Below are 26,054 nucleotides of genomic sequence, written 5' to 3' on the forward strand. Positions count from 1 at the left end.
CGACGCTTTCCGCACGCAACCTGCCGCCCCATGCCTTCCGCCGGGCAGCCAGCTCGCCTATAAGCGAGCCATGAGCGATGCCGATCGAAAAGACGCAAAGAACGCCGCCGAAGACGGGCGGCTGGAAAAGCCGGAAGGCGCACCGCTGCGCAAAGGCTGGACGACCGGCGCCTGCGCGACGGCCGCGACCAAAGCCGCCTATACGGCGCTGCTGACCGGGAGCTTTCCGGATCCAGTCTCGATCACCCTGCCCAAAGGCGAAACACCCGCCTTCGCGCTGGCCCGGGAAGGCATGGACGGGCAAAGCGTCTTTGCGGGCATCGTCAAGGATGCGGGCGATGATCCGGATGTGACCCATGGCGCCACCGTAATCGCCACCGTGACAAGGCTGCCGCCCGGAAGCGGCATCCGCTTTGTGGCCGGCGACGGCGTTGGAACCGTGACCAAGGCCGGCCTGCCGATCGGCGTCGGGGAACCGGCCATCAATCCGGTGCCCCGCGCCATGATGACGGCGGTGGTCGAGACACTGGCCGGTGAACACGATGTATCGCCCGATCTCGAGATCCGGATCTCGGTGCCCGGCGGCGCGACCATTGCGGAGAAGACCTGGAACCCGAGGCTCGGCATTCTCGGCGGCATTTCGATCCTCGGCACGACGGGTGTGGTGCATCCCTTCTCCTGCGCGGCCTGGATTCATTCCATCCATCGCGGCATCGACGTGGCCCGCGCCGAGGGCCTGACGCATCTGCTCGGCGCCACGGGCTCGACCTCGGAGAAGGCGGCGCAGGACTTTCATCGCCTGCCGGATGGCGCGCTGATCGACATGGGCGATTTTGCCGGCGGCCTGCTTAAATACCTCCGCGCCCATCCCGTGCCACGTCTGACGGTTGCGGGTGGTTTCGCCAAGATGACCAAGCTTGCCCAGGGCGCGCTCGACCTGCACTCGTCGCGCAGCCAGGTCGACAATCAGTTCTTTCTGTCATTGCCTTGCAGCCAGTCCCTGAGCGACGCCCAGCGCGCGGCGGTCGAGCATGCAAACACCGCCATGGAGGTTCTGACAATCCTGTCGGAAGAGGGTATCGACATCGCACGATCCATTGCCGAAGCGGCCAAACGAAGTGCAGAAGAGGTGCTTCGCGACAGCGGTGTGAGCGTGGACATCATCGTGACCGACCGCAAGGGAACGATCATCGCCCATGCCAACTGATCGGCAAGACACCCCGCAAAAAATCCTGATTCTCGGCGGAACGTCGGAGGCCCGGACCCTTGCCCAACGGCTTTGCGCAGAGGGACATGACGTCACGACCTCGCTTGCAGGGCGGACGGTCGATCCCGTGCTGCCGGTGGGTGCCGTCAGGATCGGCGGTTTCGGCGGCCCCGAGGGGCTTGCGACCTATCTGCGGGCGGAAGGTTTCGCGCGAATGATCGATGCCACCCACCCGTTTGCCCGGCGGATCAGCGAAAACGCCATCCAGGCGGCTGCGATCGCGGGTGTCCGTCTCGAACAATGCTTGCGGCCACGCTGGCAGAAGCAACCTGGCGACCGGTGGAAGCCCGTCCCCTCGCTGACCGCCGCAGCGGATGCCCTGCCAGCCGGCGCAACCGTGTTCCTGGCGCTCGGTCGGCAATATCTCGACGCCTTCCAGGGGCGCAGTGATTGCCGCTTCGTCATTCGCATGGTGGATTCGCCGGAGATACAGCTTGCCTTCGCGGACCACACACTCCTGCTTGGCAAACCGGCCAGCGATCCCGACCGGGAGGCCGATCTGTTCACGGCGCATGGAATTTCACATCTCGTCTGTCGCAATTCGGGTGGCCCCGCCGGCTATGCCAAGATCATTGCCGCACGGCGTCTGGCCCTGCCGGTGATCATCATCGAGCGCGACTGAGGTCGCACCGCCTCAGCGGAACTCGAAGATCTGGCGAAAGACGCCCGGCGCGATGATCGAGAGCGGGTTGATCACGAGATTGGGCTTGGTGGTCGCGCCAGTCAGCTTGAAGGTGATGCCGAGCAGGCCCCGGTCGCGGCCGTTGCCGAGGATCGCACCGATGACCGGCAGTTCGCCGAACAGCCGATTCAAGCCATAGGCGGGCATGAAGGTGCCGGTCAGATCGATCCGCCCGGCCGGATCCCGGACGATGCCCTGGAAGGTGGCACCGATCTGTTCCCCACGCACGATGCCGTTCTCCAGGCTGAGCGTGCCATCGACCACGGCGAGCCGCGCAAAGGCACGCTGGAAAGCCGCAGAGCTGACATCGGTATCGCTGCGGACCGCGCTGTTGAGGCTTCGTCCATCGGCACCGGTCGGCGTCGTGACAATACTCTGCAGGCGCTCTTCGTTCTGCACCTTGAAATTGCGCAGGTCGAGATTGCCGCTCCAGGCGCCTTCTCGAGTTTCAGTCAGCCGGAGATTGGCAAGCCCTCCGCCCAGACGCTTGTAGGTATCCAGAAAACGCAGAACGGCGCCGGCGTCGCTTGTCGTCACGGAGAGTTCACGCCGCCCGCTCGGTTGCCGCAACTTTGCGACCAGAGCCTGGCCGCTGCCCGTGATACCGGAAAAATCCACTCCGCTGAGCCGCCCCTTGGCTGACGAATAGACGACGGACACGCCGGACAGCTGTTCGCCTCCGAAGCCCAGGACACGTTCAAATCGCCCCTCGATCCGAAGCGACGTGTTCGAGGCCCCGGCCTTTCCGGCATCACCGGATGGTTGCTGTATCGTCGAGATCAGCGAGCGTGCATCGAGGACACTTCCCTTGGCGACAACCGAATACACGCCCTTGTTGAGCCGTATCGTCAGGGCCACGTTATCCCCGGGCGCCAGGCGAACACCGGACAGATTGGCGGACACCAGCCCCCTGTCGTCGGCAGACATGTCGCCTAATGCGCCGAAGCCATCCCCGTCGAGTTCGAACTTCTCGATCAGCGACTGAGCACCCTTCTTCGACAGTTCGAATTTCGCAGTGGCGCCGATGCCCTGCCCTTTCGCCCAGCCGACCCAGGGGAAGGTCAGTGTCGCAGACCGCAGATCGACGGACACGGCCTGACGGGTTTCGTCAACGCGGCGCAATTCGATCTTCATCGGGCCGCTGACGATCTCGCCGAGCCCCGGCACGAGCTTCTCGCGGCTCGCATTGTCGAGCGTTGCGGTGACCACGCTTTCACGCGCCACCTCCCCCTCGCCCCGGCGCACAGGTTCGGTGAGCACCACCTTCATAGGCACGTCGTCGATCCTGGCGTCGGCATCGAGCTTCGCCTTGTCCGCATCGACGGTGAGTTTGCCGGTCACGTCGTTGATTTTCCGGCCATCGAACGGCTTCACTACATCGACGTCTTCGAGAGTGACGTCCGCCGTCCAGCTCGGGGCCGGCGGCTGCTGGTCCGGCACCAGACCGAGGCGGATTTTCGCCTTTCCGCGCACCTTGCCGGCAAAATCCTCAGGCTTGAAGTCCACGACACGCAGCGCCTCGATGGGCTTGAACGAAACGAGCTCCGCCACGGCGTCGGCGGCACCGCTGATATCGAGTTCGAGATCCGCCATGAGCGGCTTTTCATAGGCGTCCTGAAGGCTGAGCTTGCCCCGATCGAGCGTCACCATGCGCCCGGATGGAAAGAATGATCCAGCCGATCGGATGTCGACGTCGACCCGTTCCCCCACCATGTCGAACCGACCATAGACATCACGGAGAGGCGGCAGGTCCCCGGTGAGGTTCAGCCGGGCATCCTCCAGATCGAAACCGATCTTCAGCTCGTCGGCATCCAGGCGCACGGGTTTCGGATCGATCGACAGCCGGTTCTGTGGAATGAAGACTTCGATCGTGCCGCGTGGAATGACGCCACCGAAGAGGTTTTCAAGCACCCAAGCCCGCGGTTTCGAGGCGATCCAGTAAGGCCAGAGCTGCTTGACAACGCTCGTGCGCATGTCGTGCACCTCGCCGTTGAAGCGGATCTCGGGGCCTGTTCCGCCGAAACGCATCTGCAGTTTGCCGCGCATGTTGCCACCGGGCGTCGAGGCATCAAGCGTGTCGAGCTGCAACAGGTTCTCATCGACCAGGTAGCGGCCATAGCCCTTCAGGAAGAAGGGAAACGGCGTCTCGCCGGCCGTCGGCACATTCGCCCGCCCGTCGGTCACCACCAGATCCAGGCCGAAGCCCTTGCCGAAACTCGGCCCCTCGGGAAGCCGGTCGAGATCGATGATGCCCCCCGAGAGCGGGATGACCGTCTCCTCGAAGCGCGCAATGGAATCCGCGAGTTCGATCGTGTCCTTGGAGAAATCATAGGACAGCTTGAGCTGGGCATCGGTCAATTCCTGGCGGTCGCCGTCCGAATAGAAGCCTGCCTTGCGCAAGTTGATGGCGAGTGACACCGCCGGTGCCTGGGCGCCATCTTCACGCCGCGCGTTGAGCAGCAGTTCGGCGGAACCGTCGATCCCCTGGCGCGGCTCGCCGACACTCGATCGCCGGAGAAGAAAGGGCGTCACCCGCACATCGGCAATGCGCATCGTCAAGGTTTCCGCCCGTCCACCGACATTGGTGGTGAGTGCAGTGAGCTCGGTCTGCTGACCGTTCACCGAGACGGCGCCGAAAATCGACAGAGAATCGTCCTCGCCCCGTTCCAGCACGATGTCGTCGATGGCAATGGAAAGCGGCCGCCCGCTGGCGCTCGTCGAGGCAATTTCCATTCCGCCGAGTCGCATTCGATCCAGGCCGCCCCGGGCGATGAAGGCCTGCAGCCCGTCGAGTTCGCGAAAGGCATCCGCCAGCCGCTCCGGCACCTGGTCGACCCGCCAGTTGGAAAGGTCGATGGGCTTGCCCTTTGGGAGGACCGTGGCGTCGAGGCTGATGCCTTCGCTGACGACTTCCCGGACAGAGAAACGCCCGCCCAGAAGAGCGAGCGGTTCGATGATGAAGCGAATCGATTGGGTGAGCGCGACCTGCTGACCGCCGACCTTCTGCTGCAGGGTGACGTCGCGCGCTTCGACCGACAGTTCCATGTCGTTCGAGAACCGGACCTCGGTGGCGCCGATCTCGGCGACGAATTGCTGGCCGAGCGCATTGTTGAGAACCGTCCGCGCACGCTGGGCAAGGGCCGCATCGAGCGCGCCACTCTCGACGACTGCGTAAACGCCGATGAAGACGATCAACCAGAGGCCGGCAAAGCCGGATACCAGCCTGAGGAAGCGCCGAAACAGGGAGCGCTTCGGCGGTGGGCAATGCACGATGAGGGGATCTTCGGCCTGCGCCGACGGAAGGGCATGCAGCGGCACGATGTCCCGCTTGCGAAACCGTAGCTTTTCGCCCCGGATCTCCGACATGTGCTGGTGATTGTCTCCGTCGACCGATGCCGCTAACAAGTCGCTCTGGACGACTTCGGAGCGGACTATATATCGATGACGCCCAGTTTCACCCATAAAACGGGCAAAAGAAAGGTTATCCCATGACGGAATTGACTGCCGGGGACATGGCCCCCGACTTCTCTCTGCCCCGCAACGGCGGCGGCACGGTTTCGCTTTCCGATCTCGCCGGCAAACCGGTGATCCTCTACTTCTACCCCAAGGACGACACGAGCGGTTGCACGACCGAGGCGATCGACTTCTCCGGTCTCGCCGCTGACTTCGAAAAGCTCGGCGCACTCGTCATCGGCGTATCGCCTGATTCGGTGAAGAGCCACGACAAATTTTCCGCCAAACACAGCCTTTCGGTGGTCCTCGCCTCCGATGAGGAGCACAAGGCGCTGGAGGCCTATGGCGTCTGGAAGGAGAAGAGCATGTATGGCAAGACCTATATGGGTGTCGAACGCTCGACCTTCCTGATCGACGGCTCGGGCAAGATCGCCGAAATATGGCGCAAGGTGAAGGTAGCGGGCCATGCAGCAGCCGTGCTGAAGGCAACCCAGGCCCTCTGACATGTCCGAGATCAAGCAGCCCGAAACGGCCTTCCATTCCCTTCGCGGCGCTGCCACTCTCGCGATCTCGAGCGCCGACCTCGACGTGAAGACGGCGCTCACACAAGCCGCAGCGGTCCGTTGGCAGGAGCGACGCCTGTCCTTGCGCTCGCCGCTCGACCCCGCCTTGCCGGACAGGCCCGGCCGCCCGGCAAAGCCGGAACTGGTTCCTCCCAAGGCCGTCGGCAAGCGCTCCCTCCACACGCTGCCCGGTCGCGTGGCGCTCCTGCACGCGCTCGCCCATATCGAACTCAATGCGGTCGACCTCGCACTCGACATCGTCGCGCGCTTTGCCACAGAGCCAGTACCGCATTCCTTCTTCGATGGCTGGATGAAGGTCGCCTTCGAGGAAGCCAAGCATTTCAGGCTGGTGCGCGACAGGCTGCGGGCCCTCGGCGCCGACTACGGCGACATGCCGGCTCATGACGGCCTCTGGCAGGCGGCACATTCGACCAAGAACGACCTGACGGCACGGCTTGCGGTGGTCCCGTTGATTCTGGAGGCGCGCGGTCTCGACGTCACACCGGCCCTGCAGGAGAAGATGCGCGAGACCGGCGACATCGAGAGCGCCGATGTGCTGAGCGTGATTTACGAGGACGAAAAGGGGCATGTGGCGGTCGGCGCCAAATGGTTCCGCTTCCTCTGCGCCCGCGAAAAACGTGATCCGGCCAAGGCTTTCCAGGATCTGGTCCGCGCCAATTTCCGCGGCCAACTGAAGGCGCCCTTCAACGATGTCGCCCGCGCCGAAGCCGGCCTCACCCCGTCCTTCTACCGATCCCTGTCCTCCAAGAACAACTCCTCGGTTTGACACGCAAATCCATGCGCCTAACGCTTCATTAACCCTAATTATGCGTAACTCCCGAGGGCGGGATCGGAGAGTCGACGGACCGCCAAAGGGCAAGGAACGCAGTAGCGTTTCGCCTGAATGTGATTGGGGGTCAGCGTGGCGGCGGGTTCGAACAACCAGATCTTCGGAAAACGCAAGGTGCAGCACGTCGTCATCCTGGCGAGCGGCGACCGCATTCGTCACATGACGATCCGCCCCTGGATGATCGCCCTCACCGTCTGTTTCCTCGGCACCATGGCAATCGGCTATCTCGGCGCCACTACTTATCTCGTCCTGCGGGACAACCTGATCGGCGCCACCATGGCCCGCCAGGCGCGCATGCAACACGAATACGAAGACCGTATCGCCGCGCTCCGGGCACAGGTCGACCGGGTGACCTCCCGCCAGTTGCTCGACCAGCAGGTGGTCGAGGAGAAGGTCGAAAAACTGCTCGAACAGCAGATGGCGCTCACCTCGCGGCACGGCCGGATCGGTGCACTTCTGGAGGCCAGCAGCCCGTCCGACGCACTGCCTGCTGACGGTCCCGTGCCGGCCGAAAAGCCGCTGGTCGATGGTGAGGACCACGCAGCGCTCTCGAACGGCACACGGGCCTTTGCAGCACTTCTGGGCACAGCGACAGACGAAACTGCCACGAATGCCGTCGAGGCAGGCAATCACGCGCCGGCGCTCGCGCTGGGTTATGTCCCGATGACGGGCGAGAATGTCGCAGATCGCGCCGACCGGCTCTTCTCCAACATGACGCTGTCCTTGAAGGAAATCGAGGCGGAGCAATTGCAGCGGATCGACCAACTGGCAAGCGGCGCATCGCAGACTGCCGATGAAATTGCCGCGATCCTCGAGCGCCAGGGCGTCCAGATCGACGACCTCGCCGCACTTCCGGTCGCAGACGCCGTCGGCGGCCCTTACCTTGCGCCGCAGTCGGACCGTGACTTCAACGCCTCGCTCAATGCGCTCGACGCAGCCCTCAACCGGCTCGAATCAGTGCGCGGGACAGCAAGACGCCTTCCCTTCGCCAATCCGGCACCCGGGCAGGACATAACCAGCCGATTCGGCAACCGGCCGGATCCGTTCTTCGGCGGCCTCGCCATGCATGCCGGCATTGATTTTCGCGCCCCGACCGGCACCGAGATCCGCTCGACGGGCAGCGGCAAGGTCGTGACGGCCGCCTTCTCCGGCGGATACGGCAACATGGTCGAGGTCGATCACGGCCTGGGCCTGACGACCCGTTTCGGCCACATGTCGCGCATTCTGGTGCGAGAAGGCGAGACGGTCGAACCCGGTCAGCTCATCGGCCTGTCGGGCTCGACCGGCCGGTCGACAGGACCGCATCTGCACTACGAAGTCCGCCGCAACGGCGACCCGGTCGATCCGATGCGCTTCCTCAACGCCGGCATGAAGTTGACGCCACTGATCAATTGAAGCATTTTACCAAAAGCAGATATTCGTCTCTTGAGAGACCCGGAAAGCCAATGCTTTTTTGTCGGTTTGCGAAACCGCTGCCAATTAATCGTGAACTTTAAGCCTTTGTAGGGGTAAATCCGTCTGTTTCCTTGACTTTCCGGCAGTTTCCCACTATTCGCCGCAACCATTGGAGCCCAATCCGATGGGCTATTGAGCGATGTTCGCGAGAACAGGAACGGAAACTACTTCCCTTTGACCACTTTTGCTGACCTTGGCCTGAGCCAAAAAGTCCTTTCTGCCGTCACCGATGCCGGCTACACGATCCCCACACCCATTCAGCTGGGCGCGATCCCGCCGGCCCTCCAGCGGCGTGACATTCTCGGCATCGCCCAGACAGGCACCGGCAAGACGGCCGGTTTCGTCCTCCCGATGCTGACCCTGCTCGAAAAGGGCCGGGCCCGGGCTCGCATGCCGCGCACGCTTATTCTGGAGCCGACGCGCGAACTTGCGGCACAGGTTGCCGAGAACTTTGAAAAATACGGCAAGAATCACAAGCTCAATGTCGCACTCCTCATCGGTGGCGTGTCCTTTGACGAACAGGACCGCAAGCTGGAGCGCGGAGCCGACGTTCTGATCTGCACGCCCGGCCGCCTGCTCGACCATTGCGAGCGCGGCAAGCTGCTGATGACCGGCGTCGAGATTCTGGTCATCGACGAAGCCGACCGCATGCTCGACATGGGCTTCATTCCCGATATCGAACGCATCGCCAAGATGATCCCCTTCACGCGCCAGACGCTGTTCTTCTCGGCCACCATGCCGCCGGAGATCCAGAAGCTGGCCGACCAGTTCCTGCAGAACCCCGAGCGCATTGAAGTCGCACCGCCGTCATCGACGGCGAAGACCGTGACCCAGCGCCTCGTCGCCTGCCACAACAAGGACTACGAAAAGCGCTCGACCTTGCGTGACCTGATCCGCGCCCAGGACGAGTTGAAGAACGCGATCATCTTCTGCAATCGCAAGAAGGACGTCGCCGACCTCTTCCGTTCGCTCGAACGCCACGGCTTTTCCGTCGGCGCGCTGCACGGCGACATGGACCAGCGCTCGCGTACGACCATGCTGGCAAACTTCAAGGCCAACACGATCACGCTGCTCGTGGCTTCCGATGTTGCCGCACGCGGTCTCGACATCCCCGATGTCAGCCACGTCTTCAATTTCGACGTTCCGATCCATGCCGAAGACTATGTCCACCGCATTGGCCGAACCGGCCGCGCAGGACGCTCCGGTGCAGCATTCACCTTGGTGACGCGCAGCGACACCAAGTTCCTCGACGCCATCGAAAAGCTGATCGACCAGAAGATCGAATGGCTGGACGGCGACCTGTCGGCGCTTCCGGCGCCCGCGGAGAGCCATGACGAAAGCCGTGGAAAACGCGGCAGCCGCGACAAGGGTCGCGAGCGCCGCGGCGGTCATAAATCCGATACGCGCAGCGAGTATGTCAAACCGGCAGAGGAACAACAGGTGATGGAAGCGGTGAAAGTGGAAGCGATCAAGGTCGAACCGGTTGCAAGCAAGGCAGAGCCGGTTGCAACGGAACGCCGCACGGACAAGCGCCGCGACCAGAACCCGCGCAACAGCCGCAGCAATCCCCCGCCGGCCAACGACGACAATCGTGATCGCCGCCGCAACCGTCATCATGACCACGATGATGGCCCGACGCCCGTCGGCTTCGGCGACGACATTCCCGCTTTCATGCTGATCGTCGCTGCCGCCAAGGCCTGATCCAGTCAATGGGTCTGCCCGGTCTCGACTTCCCCGGTCTCGGGGTCGGAATTGCCATCCTTCGGGATGGCAAACTGCTTTTATGCAGGCGCATGAAAGCGCCGGAAGCCGGCCACTGGAACATCGTCGGTGGCAAGGTCGAACACATGGAGCCGGCAGAGCATGCCGCGCGCCGCGAGGCCGAAGAAGAGACGGGGCTCTCGATCGGTTCCATCCGCCATCTCGGCGTGACCGAACAACGGATCGAAGCGGACGGCCAGCACTGGGTGTCGCTGCTCTATGTGTGCGATGACGCGAAAGGCGAGCCACGGCTCACCGAACCCGACAAACTCTCGGATATCGGCTGGTTCGACCTTCACGACCTGCCTCAGCCGCTCTCCGTCTTCACCACCGCTGTGCTTGCCTATTTGCGCTGACCGGCTTCGCGCTCGGTCACGCGGATCGCGGCATCGAGTGCGATTCGCGCCCATTTCGCCATTATCTCGGGATCATCAAGCGCCTCGTCGGGCACCGTCCAATAGGGCATGGCGACGGGCTTGCCGCTCCGGCCCTGGTAACACCATCGACTGGCGCCTGCGTCTTCCAACAGCGGCGCACTTTCCGCATCCCCTTTCAGCATCAGCTCTCCGCGCAGCTCGAGCGCGAAGATGACGCCTCGTGCATAGATACCCTTGCCCCCGAACATCCGGCGAATACTGACAGGCCCGACCGCCTCGAACATTTCCTCGATCGCCGCATTGTCCATCGTCAGCCCCTCAGGATCCCGCCAGCCGCCAGGATAGCCTCGGGCGTGTCGACATCAAGTCTTGCAGCCGCTCCGATTTCGACATCGATCACGGCGAGCCCTGAGTTTTCGATGACTGGACGCGCGCCAATATCCCCCTCCAGTGACTTCAGCGCCTCAAAGGTTGCCGCCGGCAGGATGACCGGATTGCCGCGCTGGCCGTCTGAAACCGCGCGCACGATCACCTTGCCGCCTGCCTTGCGATAGGCTTGGGCGAGGGCTGCCATATCGGCCGAAGTTATGTTTGGCATATCGGCCAGCAGCACCATCATTCCGGGCAGCCCCTGCGCCTCGACAGCCGCCAGCCCGACCTTTAGCGAGCCCGCCATGCCACTGGCGAAATCCGCATTCTCCTCCAGTTGCACGTCGAGCCCCGCAATCGCCCTGGCCACCTCCGCGCCACGGTGGCCGGTGATGACCGTGACCGGACCGAGCCTGGCCTCGATCGCCTGTCGGACCGAACGGCGGACCAGGGGCTCGCCGTCGAATTCGGCCAGCAGTTTGTGTCGCCCCCCATCCCCCATCCGGCTCGCCCGGCCGGCGGCAAGCACGACGAGCCCCAGCGCTGCTGGATCGGTTTTTGCGGTTGCGGCAAGGCGCGGCAACGGACGGCTCGGGATCTCCATCAAGAGGCCGCCGACACCCCAGCCTGTCATTTCCGCTCGATCGGGCGGGTATCCGGCCAGGATCCTGTTCAGGACCCAGTCGAAGCCGTTCTCCTTCGGTGAGCGCGCGCAGCCGGGCGCACCGATGACCGGCACCCCACCGACATGGCCGAGAACCAGGAGATTGCCCGGATCGACGGGCAGGCCGACCTGGTCGACGCTGCCGCCGGCCAGCCGGATCGCCGACGGAATGACATCCTCGGCATCGGCCACGGCTGACGCGCCGAAGATGACGATGAGCGGCGGAGCGTCTCTATCGCGCTGCGTTTCCTGGAGAGCCTCATGCAGTGCCTCTGCAACAGCCTCGGCCCGATGGGACACGCGTTGCTCCGAAACAAGCCGGCTCGCCGACGGCATCAGCCGCGCTTCCAGCACGCGCGTCGTCTTCTCCATGACGGACGGCTTGAGCGACGGCAATTGCGTTGCGACGAGATGGACCCGATGCGCGCGATAGGGCGCCACTTCAAAGGCTTGCGCTCGCTGAAGGATGGCCTCTGCGCTTTCCACGCTCGCCCCTTCGACCGCCAGCGGAATGATCTTGACCGTGGCAACCAGATCCCCGGCCCGCACGTCGCGACGGTCGGCGAGACAGGCCAGCGTGATTGCGGGATCGACACTGTTGATGTGATCGACGACCGGACTGTCGGCCAGAAAGAGCCCGTTTTCGCTGGCGTAGAAATTCACCCGCCCCGTCGAGGCGGGACTGCGGCTGAGACCCTTGAGCTGGATGGCGGCGCTCAGTCTCTCGGCAGCTTCATCTTCCGTCAGGTCACCGGGTTCAAGGCGACAGGCGATGACGCTCGGGATTTCCTCGGCGAGAAGACGGGCGATGTCGGCGGCCCGCAAGGGATGACCCTTCGCAAGTTTGCCGGAGGAGAGTGGCTGGGAATGGGCGAGGATCGAACCTTCGGCCTCAGCGGTCGGGATCGGCCCGAACTTCATGCCGAGACCTCTTGCGGGATAGACGACAGGCCGATGCTGCGCCTTCTCAGCGACTGGATGACTTCAGCGAGAATGGCGACCGCGATCTCCGCAGGTGTCGCCGCACCGATATCAAGACCTATCGGGGCCCGGATGCCGGCAATGGTCTCGCCATCCAAACCGGCTGCCGTCAATCGCTCGACGCGCTTCGCATGGGTCTTGCGCGAGCCGAGCGCGCCGACATAGAAACAGCCTGCTCTCAAGGCCGCCACCAGACCGGGGTCGTCGATCTTCGGATCATGGGTGACGGCGACCATCGCGCAGTAGCGGTCGAGCGGCCGGGTCGCAAAGACGTCGTCCGGCCAGTCAGCGCAAAGCTCGATGCCAGCAAAGCGTTCCGGCGTTGCAAAAGCCGTGCGGGGATCGATGATGGTGACAGCAAAACCGGCAAGCGCCGCCATCGGGGCGAGCGCCTGACTGATGTGCACCGCGCCAACGACCACGATTCGTGCCGGCGGCGTGTGCACGTTGAGGAAGAGGCTCCGACTGTCGATCTCGACGGTCCCGGATTTTCCAGACAGAAGCCGCGCCTGGATTTCCTCCCCCAGAGCGTCGGCAGATACCTGGTCCTCGGTGACCAGCTGCGACGTGCCCGCGGCGAGATCAACCACCAGCACGGCGCCGCGGCGATCGCGCTTCGCGGCATTCAGCGCCTTGAGCGTGGAAACATCCATCAGCCAAGCCTCTCGACATGCACGCGGATACGCCCGCCGCAGGAAAGGCCGACACGCCAGGCGGTTTCGTCGGCAACGCCGAATTCGAGCATCTTGGCCGCCCCGCTCTCGATGACGTCAAGGGCCTCCGTGATGACCGCCCCCTCGACGCAGCCACCCGAAACCGATCCCTCGAAATTGCCTTCGCCATCAATCACGAGATGGCTGCCCACTGGCCGCGGCGCAGAGCCCCAGGTTTCGATGACCGTGGCAATGGCCACGGAGCGGCCCTCGCCAAACCAGCTCTCGGCGATGGCGAGCGGGTCGCGCAGGATGGTGTCTGTGGTCATGACTGGCTCCTTCCAGAACCGAGGTAACGCCTGGGATCACAATCCCGATCCGGGGCACCGGACAAAGATTGCACCAGATCCGACAGGGCTTCCAGATTGTGCACGGACCTGAGCTCGTCGACATGCGGCAGCATGGCCAGCACACCCCGCGCGCGGGCCTCGAAGCCGGAAAAACGCAGAAGCGGATTGAGCCAGACGAGGCGGCGGCAGGACCGGTGCAAGCGGTCGGTTTCGCGGCTGAGAAGCTCCACTTCGTCCCGCTCCAGACCGTCGGTGATCAGGAGCACCACGGCCCCCTGCCCCAGCACACGCCGTCCCCAATGCCGGTTGAACAGCTTCAGCGTCTCGCCGATGCGCGTGCCGCCGGACCAGTCGGCGACCGCCTCGCTGCACTGGGCGATCGCCTCATCCGGGTCGCGATGCCGCAGCTGCCGGGTGACATTGGTGAGCCGGGTGCCGAACAGGAAGGTATGCACCCGACGTCGGCGCTCTGTCAGAACATGCAGGAAATGCAGGAAGATGCGGGTGTACTGGCTCATCGAGCCGGAAATGTCGGCAAGCACCACCAGCGGGGGCGGCTGTTGCCGGCGCTCGCGGAACTTCGGCAGCATCAGATCACCTCCGGTGCGCAGCGACTGGCGCATCGTCGCACGGGCATCAACGCCACGACCACGCGGCGACAGCCTGTAACGACGCGTCTGGACGAGATCACGCGGCATGGCGAGGCGTTCGATGGCGCGGCGCGCCTCCCTGAGTTCGGTTGACGTCATCTGGCCGAAGTCGAGCCGGCGAAAGACCTCCTGGGCCGAAACCGTCAGCCGCGCATCGATCTCGACATCGGGCTCCTCCTTCTGCTTCGAGGCGCGCTGTTTCTCGGCAAACAGGGCATCGCTCACCCGCGCACCGCCGGCCTTCGGCTTTTGCCGCTCACCGATCGCTGCCACCGGTGACATCAGCGCAATCATCTTGCCAACCAGATCCCGCGAACGCCAGAAGTTCGAAAACGCCTCATCAAAGACGGGCTGGTCCTCATGGCGCTTGACGAAAACGGCGGAGAGGGCCGCATGAAACTCGATACGCGAGCCGATGCCGATTGCATCGATCGCCGCGATGGCATCGATGACGGCGCCTGGTCCGGGCTTCAGCCCCGCCTTTCTCAGCACCCGCGCGAAATGCACGACATTGTCCGCAAGCCGTCCATCACCCTGCACTGGCGGCGGCACGACGATGCCATCGCGTCCGCTGGCTTGATGCGGCCCGAACGTCTCCATCTCAGCCAGCCTTCGCCAGCAGCTCGGCCTTGACCTCCGAGAGCAGTTTTTCGCCATCACTGCCCTGGATGCGGGCGATGTCCTCCTGATACTTCAGGAGCGTCCCCAGCGTATCCGCGATCGTCTCCGGATCGAGTGCGAGGCGATCGAGTTCGGTCAGGGCTGTCGCCCAGTCGATGGTCTCGGCGATGCCGGGGTTCTTGAAGAGATCGATGGTCCTGAGCTTCTGCACATAGGCAACGATCTGGCGCGAGAGCTGCTCGTTGCAACCCTCGACCTTGCGCCTGATGATGGCGAGTTCGTCGGCAGCGGACGGATAATCCACCCAGTGATAGAGGCAGCGCCGCTTCAAGGCATCGTGCACCTCGCGCGTCCGGTTCGACGTCACGATCACGATGGGCGGCTCGGCAGCCTTGACCGTTCCGAATTCGGGGATCGTCACCTGAAAATCAGACAGCACCTCGAGCAGGAACGCTTCGAAAGCTTCATCCGTGCGGTCCAGTTCGTCGATCAGAAAAACAGGTGCCCGACCGGGCTCGCCCTGGATGGCCTGCAGCACGGGCCGGCGGATGAGATAGCGTTCGGAAAAGATGTCGCTTTCGAGCCGCGACCGGTCCGACACGCCGGATGCCTCGGCCATACGGATCTCCAGCATCTGGGCCGGATAATTCCACTCGTAGACGGCGGAAGCGACGTCCAGCCCCTCGTAGCATTGCAATCGTATCAACGGCCGGTCGAGTGCCTTGGCGAGCACCTTGGCGACCTCCGTCTTGCCGACTCCCGCCTCACCTTCGAGGAAGAGCGGGCGCCCCATCCTGAGCGCCAAAAACAGCACGGTCGCGAGCGGTCTGGCCGCCAGATAATCCTCGGCCGACAGAAGATCGATGATCCCATCGATCGACTCCGGCAGGACCTTTCCCGAGGTTTCTGCCATGTCTCCTCCCATGTTTGAGCGGAAGCTTATAGCGTGCGATAGCCCCGGTCCAGATAGATGAGTGACGGCTCAAGGGCTCCGAAATGGACAGCCTTCACTTCGCCGAAGAGAACCGTATGGGTGTTGGTGACCTTGCGGTCGGTAACCATGCAGTCGAAAGCCACGATCGCATCGGCCAGAACGGGTGAGCCCGTGGCAAGAACCTGCCATTCGGCCAGTGCGAAGCGTTCCTCGGACGACAGCTTGCCGAAGCCGGCAAAGGCATTGGCGAGATCCTGGTGATGGGCACCCAGCGTGTTCAACGCGAAATGCCCGCTCTCGAAGAGCACCGCATTGCTCGGATTGTTGTTGTTCAGGCAGACGAGCACGGTCGGCGGACTATCGGAAACGGAACAGGCAGCCGTGATCGTCACGCCGCGCCGGATCTCCTGATGCTCTGTCGTCACGATCTGCACGTGCCCTGCATAGCGGCTCATGGCGTCGCGATAGACGACCGGATCCAGACCTTGCATGCTCAAATTCACGTCTCCCCTTGAATATAACCCCCGGTCGAAACCGCAATATGGGCCGCAGCCCTTACCTTTTCCACAATAGGGATAGGATTTAGTTCCAACCACCCGCCAAAGGCCGGAAAGCCAGCATTTCCAAACGGCTGCGCTTTCGGTTAGGATCATGCCATGATGAAGCAGACGCTGCGGAAACGTGTTCTTTCGACCTCGCTGTTCCTGGCCCTCGGCCTCGGGGCGACCTCGGCTGCCGAGTTGAAGCTTGCAGTCGTCGCGCCGAAGAGCGGCCCCTTCGCGATACTCGGTGATCAGGTTCGGCAAGGCGCCTCGCTCGCTGCGGGCAAGCTTTCGATCACTCTCGTCGAAATTGACGAGACCTGTAGCGAAGGCAGCGGCAAGGCGATTGCCGAGGCGGTTGCGGCAGCGGGCGCCAAGGCCGCGATCGGATTTCTCTGCAGCGAGAGCCTGAAGGACGCCCTGCCGGGATTGAAGGAAGACGGCCTGCCGGCTTTCACCCTGTCCGTTCGGTGGAAAGGCTTAATGGAAGATGCGATCAAGGGAGGCTCGCCTCTGTTTCGCCTGGCGCCGAATGCCGACCAGGAAGCCGCAAAGCTCTCGGACGTGATCCTGCGGGACTGGGCGGGTTCCGCCGTCGCTCTCCTCGAAGACGGTACAATCCGTGGCCGGGAACTGACGGAAACGATCCGCCTGAGCCTCGAAGAACGCGGCCTGAAGCCCGCCTTCGTCGACACGTTCCGTCCGGGCCAGGAACAGCAGCTGGCGCTTGTCCGCCGCATCAGGAATGCAGGCGTGACCCACGCCTTCATCGGCGGCGACCGAAGCGACGTGGCCGTCATTGCTCGTGATGCGAAAGCGGAGGGCCTGCCGCTCACTCTGCTCGGCGGCGAAGCGATGCGAGCGGCGGACGAACCCGTGCCCCTGGAGGATGGCGTGCTCGCCGTCGGCCTGATCGAGACACCACGGGGGCCTGCTGAAGGAGAACTGACCGCCAAACTCGACAAGACCGATATCGAACCGGAAGGCTACGTCGTTCCCGCGCATGCCGCCGTCACGATCCTCGCGGACGCCTGGGGCATTTCGACCGCCATGGGGACGCCTGTCGCAGACACGCTGATCGGCACGACCTTCGAGACCGCACTGGGTCCAGTCGCCTTCGGCGAGGACCATGAGCTGACCGAGAACCCCTATCGCCTGCTGGAATGGCGAGGCGACAGCTTCGTACCCGTGCCTGACAAGACGCAGTAGACACGCTTTCAGTCGCGATAGGGCCAGAAAGCCTGGCTGAAGACACCGCCGTCGACCCAGATTGTTTGACCAGAGACGAAGGACGATTGCGGGCCGGCGAGAAACAGCACCGGTCCGGCAATGTCCTCTGGCGTACCCACACGACGCAGCGGCGTCACATCCCCCCAGGTCTTGGCATAATCGGGGGCCTCGGCCTGCGTGCGGGCCGTTTCTATGGCACCGGGCGCCACACAATTCACGCGGATCTGGTGCGGTCCGAGTTCGACGGCGGAGACCTTGGTCAATTGTTCGATGCCGCCCTTCGAGGCGGTGTAGTCGACCAGCTTCGGGAAGGCATGCTTGTTGCAGCCGGAGCCGAGATTGATGATCGACCCACCTTTGCTGGCAGCGACCATGCGGCGCGCGACCCGCTGGGTGTTGAGAAATGTGCCCTTGAGATTGGTGCTGATCACGGCATCCCAGCGCTCTTCGGAAAGTTCGAGCATCGAGGCCCAGGTCTGGATACCGGCATTGTTGACGAGCACGTCGGGCGTCTGCCCCGCCCAGTCAATCACTTCGTCGAGGAAATCCTCGATCGCGGCGCTGTTTGCCACCTCGCAGTCGCGACCGATCGCCTTTCCGCCAAGGGCCGCGACTTCAGCCTCGACTTCGGAAGCCGCATCACTCTGGCCGAGATGGGTGAAGGCGACGTCATAGCCCTCCCGCACGAAGGCCGAGACGAGATGCCGGCCGATGCCGGAGCTGCCGCCGGTAATGATCGCGAACTTGGCCATTTGGTCCTCCCAGACTGCTGTCACTGGTCCGAGGGATGGAGTGCCCGGCGCCGATCGTCAAGGGCCGACATCTCGACACGACCTTCTCATCCAAAGGGCATGGTTGCCGCCCGCAAGCGCCGGTGCTATGCGGACGCCGAGCCATCGCCCGTCTGCCAAAGGCATGTCACGTTCAGACGGCGCGCAATCGTCCTGCCTGTCGAGGATATCCAGATGACCCGCCCTCTCCTGATCTCGCCTTCCATTCTTGCGTCGGATTTCGCCCGCCTCGGCGAGGAAGTGCGCGATGTCGTCGATGCCGGCGCCGAATGGGTGCATCTCGACGTGATGGACGGGCATTTCGTGCCGAATATTTCCTTCGGGCCCGCCATCATCAAGGCCCTGCGCCCTTGCACCAAGGCGGTCTTCGACTGCCACCTGATGATCGCGCCGGCCGATCCCTATCTGGCGGCTTTTGCCGATGCCGGCTGTGACATCATCACGGTTCATGCAGAGGCCGGTCCGCATCTGCACCGCTCGCTGCAGACCATCCGCGGGCTTGGCAAGAAAGCCGGCGTCTCGCTCAATCCGGCGACCCCCTTGTCTGCCATCGAACATGTGATGGACGATCTCGACCTCATCCTGATCATGAGCGTCAACCCGGGCTTCGGCGGCCAGAAGTATATCCCCGCCATGACCGACAAGATTGCCAGGGCCCATGCCCTGATCGGCAATCGCCCGATCGATCTGGAAGTCGATGGCGGCGTGACGGCCGACAATGCCGCCGAGATCATCAGGGCGGGAGCCAATGTTCTCGTGGCTGGCTCGGCAATCTTCAAGGGCAAGGGCGTTGACGACTATCGCAAGACCGTCGACACTCTGCGCCACGCGGCGCAATCGGGACGCGGCTGACACGACGACACCGGTCGGGGACGGGAAGCTGGACATTTGAAAGCAAGTCGCCACTGCTCCGCGTCATCCCTGTCCGGATCGCGTGCGCCATCCCTCATCCCTCCCCTCGCCCTCTGGTTTGCCGGGGGAACGGCCTGGGCTGGCGCCATGGCCCTGAGTTTTTTCCTCTCAACCCAAGTCTTCTGTCGCGCCACCGGCAGTCATGATCTGAGCCTGCTCGCGATCTACACGGGCGGTGGATTTCTCGGCTGGCTCGTGGCGCTGCCGTTCATCCACATCCTCACCCATGGCCGGCCGCCACAGACGATACTGGCGGGATGGTTCCTCTTCCTTGGTGTCGTCACGATCGGTGCGACAGCCGGTCTCTATGCGCTGCAGTACCGATACTTCTACGCCCACTGGCATGCGCCCTTCCCGTCCCGCATCTGGTTCTACCAGCTGATTTACACGGCGGCGGTTGCCCTCTACCAGTTTGCCGTGCTCGGTGTGAGGCACCTTCTGCCGGCCGGATTGGCCCTGCTTCTTGCCGTGAGCATGGTGATGGCCCGCCGCAGCCGTTGAGCTTGCCGCCCCACTTTGCTAAGGGGAGCCAGAATTTTTCAAGTCCAACGAAAGACGAGCCCGATGATCCCGCGTTACTCCCGGCCGGAAATGGTCGCCATCTGGTCCCCCGAAACCAAGTTTCGCATCTGGTTCGAGATCGAGGCACACGCCTGCGACGCGCTCGCCGATCTCGGCGTGATCCCGAAGGAATCCGCCCGCACGATCTGGGAAAAGGGTGGCCCGGCCGAATTCGACGTCGCCCGCATCGACGAAATCGAAGCCGTCACCAAACATGACGTCATCGCCTTCCTGACCCATCTCGCCGAATTCATCGGCCCGGATAGCCGCTTCGTCCACCAGGGCATGACCTCGTCCGACGTGCTCGACACGACGCTCAACATCCAGCTGGTGCGCGCCGCCGACATCCTGATCGCCGACATGGACCGCGTCCTGGCCGCGCTGAAGGCCCGCGCCTTCGAACACAAGGACACGGTGCGCATCGGCCGCAGCCACGGCATCCATGCCGAGCCGACGACCATGGGCCTGACCTTCGCCCGCTTCTATGCCGAGATGGCCCGCAACCGCGACCGCCTGGTCAATGCCCGTGCGGAAGTTGCGACCGGCGCGATTTCCGGTGCCGTCGGTACCTTTGCCAATATCGACCCACGCGTCGAGGAGCATGTCTGCGCAAAGCTCGGTCTCGTGCCGGAACCGATCTCGACCCAGGTCATCCCGCGCGATCGTCATGCGATGTTCTTCGCGACGCTCGGCGTCATCGCCTCGTCGATCGAGAACGTCGCGATCGAAATCCGCCACATGCAGCGCACCGAAGTTCTGGAAGCCGAAGAGTTCTTCTCCCCGGGCCAGAAAGGCTCTTCGGCCATGCCGCACAAGCGCAACCCTGTTCTGACCGAGAACCTGACCGGTCTCGCGCGTCTCGTCCGCATGTCGGTCGTTCCCGCCATGGAAAACGTTGCCCTCTGGCACGAGCGTGACATCAGCCATTCAAGCGTCGAACGCGCCATCGGCCCCGACACGACGATCACCTTGGATTTTGCGCTGAACCGCCTGGCAGGCGTCATCGAGAAGCTCGTCATCTACCCCGAGAACATGTTGAAGAACATGAACAAGTTCAAAGGCCTGGTGATGAGCCAGCGCGTGCTTCTGGCGCTCACGCAAGCCGGCGTTTCGCGCGAGGACAGCTATCGCCTCGTCCAGCGCAACGCGATGAAGGTCTGGGAAAAGGGCGCCGACTTCCTGGAAGAGCTGCTTGGCGACGAAGAGGTGCGCGCCGCCCTTTCCGAAGAAGACATTCGCGAAAAATTCGACCTCGGCTATCACACGAAACACGTCGATACGATCTTCGCCCGCGTCTTTGGCTGACGGCAGGCGGCAGTGCCACGGCATGGACAGACGGGCGCGGTTCACTTCCGCGCCCGTTCTGCTTTTCAACGCGTGGGAAAAGGACGACTGAGTGTCCGATCCCGTCCGACACTCGCTGATGCAGCGATAGAAGCGGTAGCAGTCGCGAGCTTTTTCTTGGGGTCGCACGTGTCGCCCCGCTCTCTGAAATCGCAGGCGCCTCTACGTCACCGGCCGGTCATGAGCCTCGTGCCAAACGCTAGACCACCAGCCGGCGATAGAAATGCCAGGTCGCGTGACCGAGGATCGGCACGATCACGATCAGCCCGACGAGCAGTGTCGCCATGCCGATGGCAAGCAGCGCCGCAACCATCAGTCCCCAGACAGCAACCGGCACCGGATTGATGAGGCTTGCACGCACCGAGGTGCCAACGGCAGAGGCGGCACCACAATCACGATCGAGCAGCATAGGAAAGGCCACGAGACTGATGACGAGCGCAACCAGCGCCAGCAGGAAGCCGATACCATTGCTCCACAACAGGAAGCTCCAGGCGTTCGGGTGATCGAAGACGCCGCGGGCAAAGGCAAAGACACCCGGCGCCGGGTAATCCCCGATCATGGAGAGATAGAGCCCGCGCGACACGACCAGCCAGATCATGAAGAGCGTCACCAGATAGGCGCTCATCATCAGGAGTGACGGCAGGGACGGAGACTTGAGCAGGTCGAGCACGTTCGACCAGTTTGCCGGCTGGCCCACTTCGCGGCGACGGCTGATCTCCATCAATCCGAGCGCGAGAAGTGGGCCGAGCAGGGCAAAGCCGGTCAGCAACGGATAGACCATCGGCAGGAGTTCGACACCGGCACTCCAGCCGATCATCAGGGCCCCCGCAATGGGATAGATCAGCGCCACGAAGGCATAGTGCGAAGGTTTCTCGCGAAAATCCTGATAGCCTTCACGCAGGGCAGAAAACACGTCGGACACGGCAATGCGCCGTATCTCGGGTCGCACAACATTGCCGGTCGCATTGGTCATGACATGAAACATCGACATTCTCACTTCCTCCTCGAGCATAAAGGGTCTGCAGGCTGCAAAGTGAAATGCGAAACGGCATCGAGGCCACAACGGACCGCGGCCACGCGCCGTCTATATTGTCCGGGGCAACGCGACAGGATCGACGCACCAGACATTTGCATAAGCAATTAGTTTATCAGCTAATATCCTGCCTGTCGCGCAGAACGAGCGCACAAAGCCGTGACGGGACCGGAGGACTTGTCAACGTGCCGCCGGTCCACCCAGCAGGTGTTACGTCTGATTTTTCTCACGATTGCCAATAGACGAAATCTTGACGTCGCCCCGGCGGAACAGCAGATAGGGGCCATGAAAGTCTCTGAAGCTGAAATATTGATCGTCCCGGGCTATACCAATTCCGGACCCGCGCACTGGCAGACCCGCTGGGAGCAGAAGCTGTCGACGGCAAGGCGCGTCGAACAGGCCGAGTGGTCGAAGCCGGTTCGTGAGGACTGGATCGCGCGCGTTGCCCAAGAAGTGAATGCGTCGACCAAGCCTGTTGTCCTCGTCGGGCATTCGCTCGGCGTTCCCGCAATCGTGCACGCCATCCCCGAGATGAAGCAGCGGGTCGCCGGCGCTTTCTTCGTCGCGCCGCCGGATGTAGCCAACCCCGAGATCCGCCCGAAGCACCTCATGACGTTCGGACCCTACCCGCGAATGCCACTTCCCTTCCCGTCGATCATGATCGCCAGCCGCAATGATCCGTTCGGCGAATATGCGCATGCGGAAGACATTGCCAACGCCTGGGGTTCGCATCTGATCGATGCCGGCGAATCCGGGCACATCAATGCCGAATCCGGGCACGGACCCTGGCCCGAGGGCACGATGGTCTTTGCCCAGTTCCTCAGCCGTCTCTGAGAAGCGAGGCCACCGGATCCGGATCATGCCGGGCACACTGCTCCCATCTGAGAGCCCGGCATTGCACGGCGTGCATTCTTAAAGTCTTTTTAAATCGGCTTTCATAGACTGAGCCAGCCTTACTCAGTCCGGAGCCTCACATTGCGTCCAGACGTTGCCGCACTTGCTGCCTCGCCTAGGGGTGGCGGCTTCGACATCGACACCCTTCCCTCGCCCGCAGCCTGGGTTAGCCCGGATGGATTCGTCCTGGCGCTGAACCCGGCGATGCGCGACTGTCTCGACATTGAAACAGGCCGTCCGTTCTCGGACGGTTTACGCTCCGAAGATGTCGGCGCCTTCGATCTTGCATTGAAGCGACTGACATTGGGGAACCCCTCGGCATCCGTGGAGGTCAGGGGCAGCGGCGACCGGCAATCCGCCTTCATTGCCTCGCTGGCGCAGCCACAGCATAACGATCCGACCCGCGCAATCCTGCTGCAACTGATCGAGATCACCCGCTTGCGGCAGAGCTTCGATGCCCTTGCCGAGCGTGAGAGCCGCTGGAACCACGCCCTGGTCGGTTCGGCATCAGGTGTCTGGGACCAGCGCAACAACGGTGACATGTATTACTCGGACGTCTGGCGGTCGATCCGTGGGCTGGGACCAGACGACCCGATCGCGCAGAACATGGAGGATTGGCTCAAGCTCATCCATCCGCAGGACCGCGAGCGCGTGCGCCATTCGATTGAACGCCAGAACGAGGGCGATCCGGACTACACCACGTTCCAATATCGCGAAATGCACAAGGACGGGCACTATATCTGGATCGAATGCCGCGGCGCCTGCGTGGAGCGGGATGAAGACGGACAGCCGGCGCGCATCGTCGGCACGGATACGGATGTGACAGCCCGAAAGGCGCAGGAGGCATGGCTCGAAGGCCTGTCGCGGCGCCTGAAACTGGCGGTCGACATATCGCGCATCGGCATCTACGAAACCGATTATGACATCGGGGTCAGCGAATGGGACCACCGCATGCGGGAGATCTTCGAGGCTCCCCTCGACGAGGACGTGCGTGTCGGCGATTTCTGGGAACGCAAGTTGCATCCCGATGACCGCGAGCGGACGCTCGCCTATGTCGAGGCCAAGATGGCCGAGCTTAAGCCCTTCACTGACGACTACCGCATCATCGCCAGCGATGGCAGCACCCGGTACATCCGCGCCAACAACCTGCCTTACGTCGACAATGACAGACACCTGAAGATGATCGGCGTCAACTGGGACGTGACCGAGGACCAGCGCCTGCGGCAGGAACTGGAACGTCAGAAGGCTCTGGCGGAAACGCGCAACGCAGAATTGGACCAGATCCGGATCGACGCCGAATACTCCGCGCTCCACGACTACCTCACCGCGCTGCCGAACCGCCGCTATCTCGAAGCACGGCTCGACGAACTCCGGCAGTCGGCCAGTGCGCACAGCCGCGGCATCGCGGTGCTGCACATTGATCTCGACCGGTTCAAGCAGATCAACGACACGCTCGGCCACGGTGCCGGCGACGCGATGCTGAAACATGCGGCCCGCATTCTGCGCGACAACATTCGCCCAACGGATTTCGCCGCCCGAATCGGCGGCGACGAATTTGTCGTTCTTCTGGACTATGACGGCGAGAACGGCGTGCTTTCGGCGATTGCAGAGCGCATCATCGCCGAAATGCGGCAGCCTGTCTGGCACAATGGCCAGGAATGTCGCTTCGGCGCAAGCATCGGCATCGCCTGTTCCGTGGACCGCAGCTCCGACCCCCGCGCATTGCTGCAGAACGCCGACATCGCCCTCTACAATGCGAAGAACCAGGGGCGTAATCGCCACGAATTCTATACCAAGTCGAGCGGCAGGCTGCTGGCGGATGCGCGACGGCTGTCGAGCGAACTCCTGCGCGCGCTCGAAAACAACGAGATCATCCCCTTCTATCAGCTGCAATTCGAGGCCCGGACACGGCAGATCTCGGGTGCGGAATGTCTGGCCCGCTGGCGCCACCCGACTCACGGCATTCTCGGACCGGAGCGCTTTCTCGCCGCGGCCGAGGAATGCGGTGTCCTGGCCCAGATCGACCAAATCATTCTTGAAAAGTCCCTCGCCGATGTTGCCGCCTGGCGCGAAGAAGGCCTCGACCTGCCGAAGATCTCCGTCAACGTCTCGGCGCGGCGCCTGATGGATCCCAATCTCGCAAGCGGCCTCGCCGCCCTCGATATCAAGCCGGGCCAGGTCTCCTTCGAACTGCTGGAAAGCGTCTTTCTGGACCGGCAGGATGCTGCCGTGATGACCAATCTGGAAACCTTGCGCAGGCTTTCGATCGACATCGAGATCGATGATTTCGGCACGGGCCACGCCTCGATCGTCGGGCTGCTGAACCTGAAACCGAGCACGCTCAAGATCGACCGCCAGTTGATCGAGAACATTCCGAAGAGCCAGGAGCAACGCATCCTGGTCATGTCCATCATTCAGATCGCGCGCTCTCTCAAGATCAAGGTGACCGCCGAGGGCGTCGAGACCGAGGAGCACGCCCGAATCCTGAAGCGACTGGGCTGCGACGTGTTGCAGGGTTACGGCCTTGCCCGGCCACTTGACGCCACGGCGATCGCCGAGCTGCTCCGCGCACGCAAAAAAGCCGCCGCCACCTGATCGGGGGCGGCGGCTTCAAACATTAAGTCCGAGACTCAGGTGTTCTGAATCTGCTCGATAGCCTGTCCGAGGAACTCGACCATCTTGGCGCGCAGCTCCTCGTCGGTGATGGACACGCCACCGGCAACCAGGTCACCCATGACCTTGCGGATGACATCCTCGTCGCCGGCTTCCTCGAAATCGGCCGCGATGACTTCCTTCGCATAGGCGTCCGGGTCAGCCTTGCCGAGCAGACCTGCCGCCCAGAGACCGACGAGCTTGTTGCGACGCGCTTCGGCCTTGAAGCGCAGCTCCTGATCATGGGCGAACTTGTTTTCGAAAGCCTTTTCGCGATCACTCATGCCGCTCATATCGATCTCCCGTTTTGTGCCGTCATTGTGCGGTTTGGTTTCCCCATTAATCAAAAGGGAGTACAAAGTGCAATGCAAACTTCCGCGATTCTGGGCGAGCCGCCCGCAACGCGACGTTTTGGCAGGAAGGGACGAACTCCGCATTGTGAAAAGCCGGGTTTTCCGTTAAGGG

General features: G+C 63.0%; 24 protein-coding genes. 13 read left to right on the top strand and 11 right to left on the bottom strand.

Annotated elements, in window-relative coordinates:
• The first annotated feature begins 70 nt into the window (after window positions 1-70).
• On the top strand, window positions 71-1,207 hold the full coding sequence (locus LJE98_RS12810) for a cobalt-precorrin-5B (C(1))-methyltransferase (protein WP_229575604.1): 1,137 nt from the start codon (window positions 71-73) through the stop codon (window positions 1,205-1,207).
• On the top strand, window positions 1,197-1,889 hold the full coding sequence (locus tag LJE98_RS12815) for a cobalt-precorrin-6A reductase (protein WP_229575605.1): 693 nt from the start codon (window positions 1,197-1,199) through the stop codon (window positions 1,887-1,889). The genes LJE98_RS12810 and LJE98_RS12815 overlap by 11 nt, the downstream gene beginning before the upstream one ends.
• A 12-nt stretch (window positions 1,890-1,901) precedes the next feature.
• On the opposite strand, the gene LJE98_RS12820 is transcribed toward LJE98_RS12815, so the two are convergent.
• Window positions 1,902-5,315, bottom strand: coding sequence for a DUF3971 domain-containing protein (locus LJE98_RS12820; protein ID WP_229575606.1), 3,414 nt, complete (start codon window positions 5,313-5,315; stop codon window positions 1,902-1,904).
• 122 nt (window positions 5,316-5,437) lie between these two features.
• Between LJE98_RS12820 and bcp the strand changes: the two genes are divergently transcribed.
• The 5 genes from bcp (at window position 5,438) to LJE98_RS12845 (ending at window position 10,387) form a co-directional block, all read left to right on the top strand.
• Entirely contained in the window at window positions 5,438-5,905 is a 468-nt protein-coding gene (gene bcp, locus LJE98_RS12825; RefSeq protein ID WP_229575607.1) for a thioredoxin-dependent thiol peroxidase, read from the top strand.
• Between the two features lies 1 nt (window position 5,906).
• Window positions 5,907-6,752: a ferritin-like domain-containing protein gene (locus LJE98_RS12830; protein WP_229575608.1), complete on the top strand. Its 846-nt coding sequence runs from the start codon at window positions 5,907-5,909 to the stop codon at window positions 6,750-6,752.
• A 135-nt stretch (window positions 6,753-6,887) separates the two neighbouring features.
• Window positions 6,888-8,210 carry a M23 family metallopeptidase gene (locus tag LJE98_RS12835; protein WP_229575609.1) on the top strand — a complete coding sequence of 441 codons (1,323 nt, stop codon included), beginning with the start codon at window positions 6,888-6,890 and terminating at the stop codon, window positions 8,208-8,210.
• Between the two features lie 234 nt (window positions 8,211-8,444).
• Window positions 8,445-9,971, top strand: coding sequence for a DEAD/DEAH box helicase (locus LJE98_RS12840; protein WP_229575610.1), 1,527 nt, complete (start codon window positions 8,445-8,447; stop codon window positions 9,969-9,971).
• Window positions 9,972-9,979: 8 nt separating this feature from the next.
• Window positions 9,980-10,387: an NUDIX domain-containing protein gene (locus tag LJE98_RS12845; RefSeq protein WP_229575611.1), complete on the top strand. Its 408-nt coding sequence runs from the start codon at window positions 9,980-9,982 to the stop codon at window positions 10,385-10,387.
• On the opposite strand, the gene LJE98_RS12850 is transcribed toward LJE98_RS12845, so the two are convergent.
• Genes LJE98_RS12850 through LJE98_RS12880 form a run of 7 tightly spaced genes read right to left on the bottom strand, consistent with a single transcriptional unit; the run spans window position 10,375 to window position 16,121 of the window.
• On the bottom strand, window positions 10,375-10,716 hold the full coding sequence (locus LJE98_RS12850) for a TfoX/Sxy family protein (RefSeq protein ID WP_229575612.1): 342 nt from the start codon (window positions 10,714-10,716) through the stop codon (window positions 10,375-10,377). The genes LJE98_RS12845 and LJE98_RS12850 overlap by 13 nt on opposite strands.
• Window positions 10,717-10,718: 2 nt before the next feature.
• Window positions 10,719-12,362 carry an NTP transferase domain-containing protein gene (locus tag LJE98_RS12855; protein ID WP_229575613.1) on the bottom strand — a complete coding sequence of 548 codons (1,644 nt, stop codon included), beginning with the start codon at window positions 12,360-12,362 and terminating at the stop codon, window positions 10,719-10,721.
• Window positions 12,359-13,075, bottom strand: coding sequence for an XdhC family protein (locus LJE98_RS12860; protein WP_229575614.1), 717 nt, complete (start codon window positions 13,073-13,075; stop codon window positions 12,359-12,361). The genes LJE98_RS12855 and LJE98_RS12860 overlap by 4 nt, the downstream gene beginning before the upstream one ends.
• Window positions 13,075-13,404: an XdhC family protein gene (locus LJE98_RS12865; protein ID WP_229575615.1), complete on the bottom strand. Its 330-nt coding sequence runs from the start codon at window positions 13,402-13,404 to the stop codon at window positions 13,075-13,077. The genes LJE98_RS12860 and LJE98_RS12865 overlap by 1 nt, the downstream gene beginning before the upstream one ends.
• Window positions 13,401-14,675 (bottom strand): vWA domain-containing protein, encoded by a 1,275-nt coding sequence (locus LJE98_RS12870; protein WP_229575616.1) that lies wholly within the window; start codon window positions 14,673-14,675, stop codon window positions 13,401-13,403. The genes LJE98_RS12865 and LJE98_RS12870 overlap by 4 nt, the downstream gene beginning before the upstream one ends.
• A gap of 1 nt (window position 14,676) precedes the next feature.
• A complete protein-coding gene (locus LJE98_RS12875) occupies window positions 14,677-15,609 on the bottom strand; it encodes an AAA family ATPase (RefSeq protein WP_229575617.1) in 933 nt (310 codons plus the stop codon).
• 26 nt (window positions 15,610-15,635) lie between these two features.
• Complete coding sequence (locus LJE98_RS12880; RefSeq protein ID WP_229575750.1) at window positions 15,636-16,121, bottom strand: flavin reductase; 486 nt, start codon at window positions 16,119-16,121, stop codon at window positions 15,636-15,638.
• A gap of 165 nt (window positions 16,122-16,286) precedes the next feature.
• Here LJE98_RS12880 and LJE98_RS12885 point away from each other — a divergent pair, with 165 nt between their 5' ends.
• A complete protein-coding gene (locus LJE98_RS12885) occupies window positions 16,287-17,381 on the top strand; it encodes an ABC transporter substrate-binding protein (RefSeq protein ID WP_229575618.1) in 1,095 nt (364 codons plus the stop codon).
• 8 nt (window positions 17,382-17,389) lie between these two features.
• Here the strand turns inward: LJE98_RS12885 and LJE98_RS12890 are convergent, their stop codons facing one another.
• Window positions 17,390-18,154, bottom strand: coding sequence for an SDR family NAD(P)-dependent oxidoreductase (locus LJE98_RS12890; protein ID WP_229575619.1), 765 nt, complete (start codon window positions 18,152-18,154; stop codon window positions 17,390-17,392).
• Window positions 18,155-18,367: 213 nt separating this feature from the next.
• Here LJE98_RS12890 and rpe point away from each other — a divergent pair, with 213 nt between their 5' ends.
• The 3 genes from rpe (at window position 18,368) to purB (ending at window position 20,971) form a co-directional block, all read left to right on the top strand.
• A complete protein-coding gene (gene rpe / locus LJE98_RS12895; RefSeq protein ID WP_229575620.1) occupies window positions 18,368-19,045 on the top strand; it encodes a ribulose-phosphate 3-epimerase in 678 nt (225 codons plus the stop codon).
• 147 nt (window positions 19,046-19,192) lie between these two features.
• Complete coding sequence (locus tag LJE98_RS12900; RefSeq protein WP_229575621.1) at window positions 19,193-19,606, top strand: hypothetical protein; 414 nt, start codon at window positions 19,193-19,195, stop codon at window positions 19,604-19,606.
• Between the two features lie 63 nt (window positions 19,607-19,669).
• A complete protein-coding gene (gene purB / locus LJE98_RS12905; RefSeq protein ID WP_166599734.1) occupies window positions 19,670-20,971 on the top strand; it encodes an adenylosuccinate lyase in 1,302 nt (433 codons plus the stop codon).
• 238 nt (window positions 20,972-21,209) lie between these two features.
• Here the strand turns inward: purB and LJE98_RS12910 are convergent, their stop codons facing one another.
• Complete coding sequence (locus LJE98_RS12910; RefSeq protein WP_229575622.1) at window positions 21,210-22,001, bottom strand: DUF2189 domain-containing protein; 792 nt, start codon at window positions 21,999-22,001, stop codon at window positions 21,210-21,212.
• Window positions 22,002-22,328: 327 nt separating this feature from the next.
• On the opposite strand from LJE98_RS12910, the gene LJE98_RS12915 reads away from it, so the two are divergent.
• Both LJE98_RS12915 and LJE98_RS12920 read left to right on the top strand, forming a co-directional pair.
• Window positions 22,329-22,877, top strand: a complete 549-nt coding sequence (locus LJE98_RS12915) for an RBBP9/YdeN family alpha/beta hydrolase (RefSeq protein WP_229575623.1) — start codon at window positions 22,329-22,331, stop codon at window positions 22,875-22,877.
• A 141-nt stretch (window positions 22,878-23,018) separates the two neighbouring features.
• Window positions 23,019-25,532, top strand: coding sequence for an EAL domain-containing protein (locus tag LJE98_RS12920; protein WP_229575624.1), 2,514 nt, complete (start codon window positions 23,019-23,021; stop codon window positions 25,530-25,532).
• Between the two features lie 35 nt (window positions 25,533-25,567).
• On the opposite strand, the gene LJE98_RS12925 is transcribed toward LJE98_RS12920, so the two are convergent.
• Window positions 25,568-25,882 carry a DUF1476 domain-containing protein gene (locus LJE98_RS12925; protein ID WP_229575625.1) on the bottom strand — a complete coding sequence of 105 codons (315 nt, stop codon included), beginning with the start codon at window positions 25,880-25,882 and terminating at the stop codon, window positions 25,568-25,570.
• Between the last annotated feature and the right edge of the window lie 172 nt (window positions 25,883-26,054).

Origin of the sequence: Rhizobium sp. 'Codium 1', from assembly GCF_020889605.1 — a bacterium.
Taxonomy (GTDB): Bacteria; Pseudomonadota; Alphaproteobacteria; order Rhizobiales; family Rhizobiaceae; genus Allorhizobium; species Allorhizobium algae.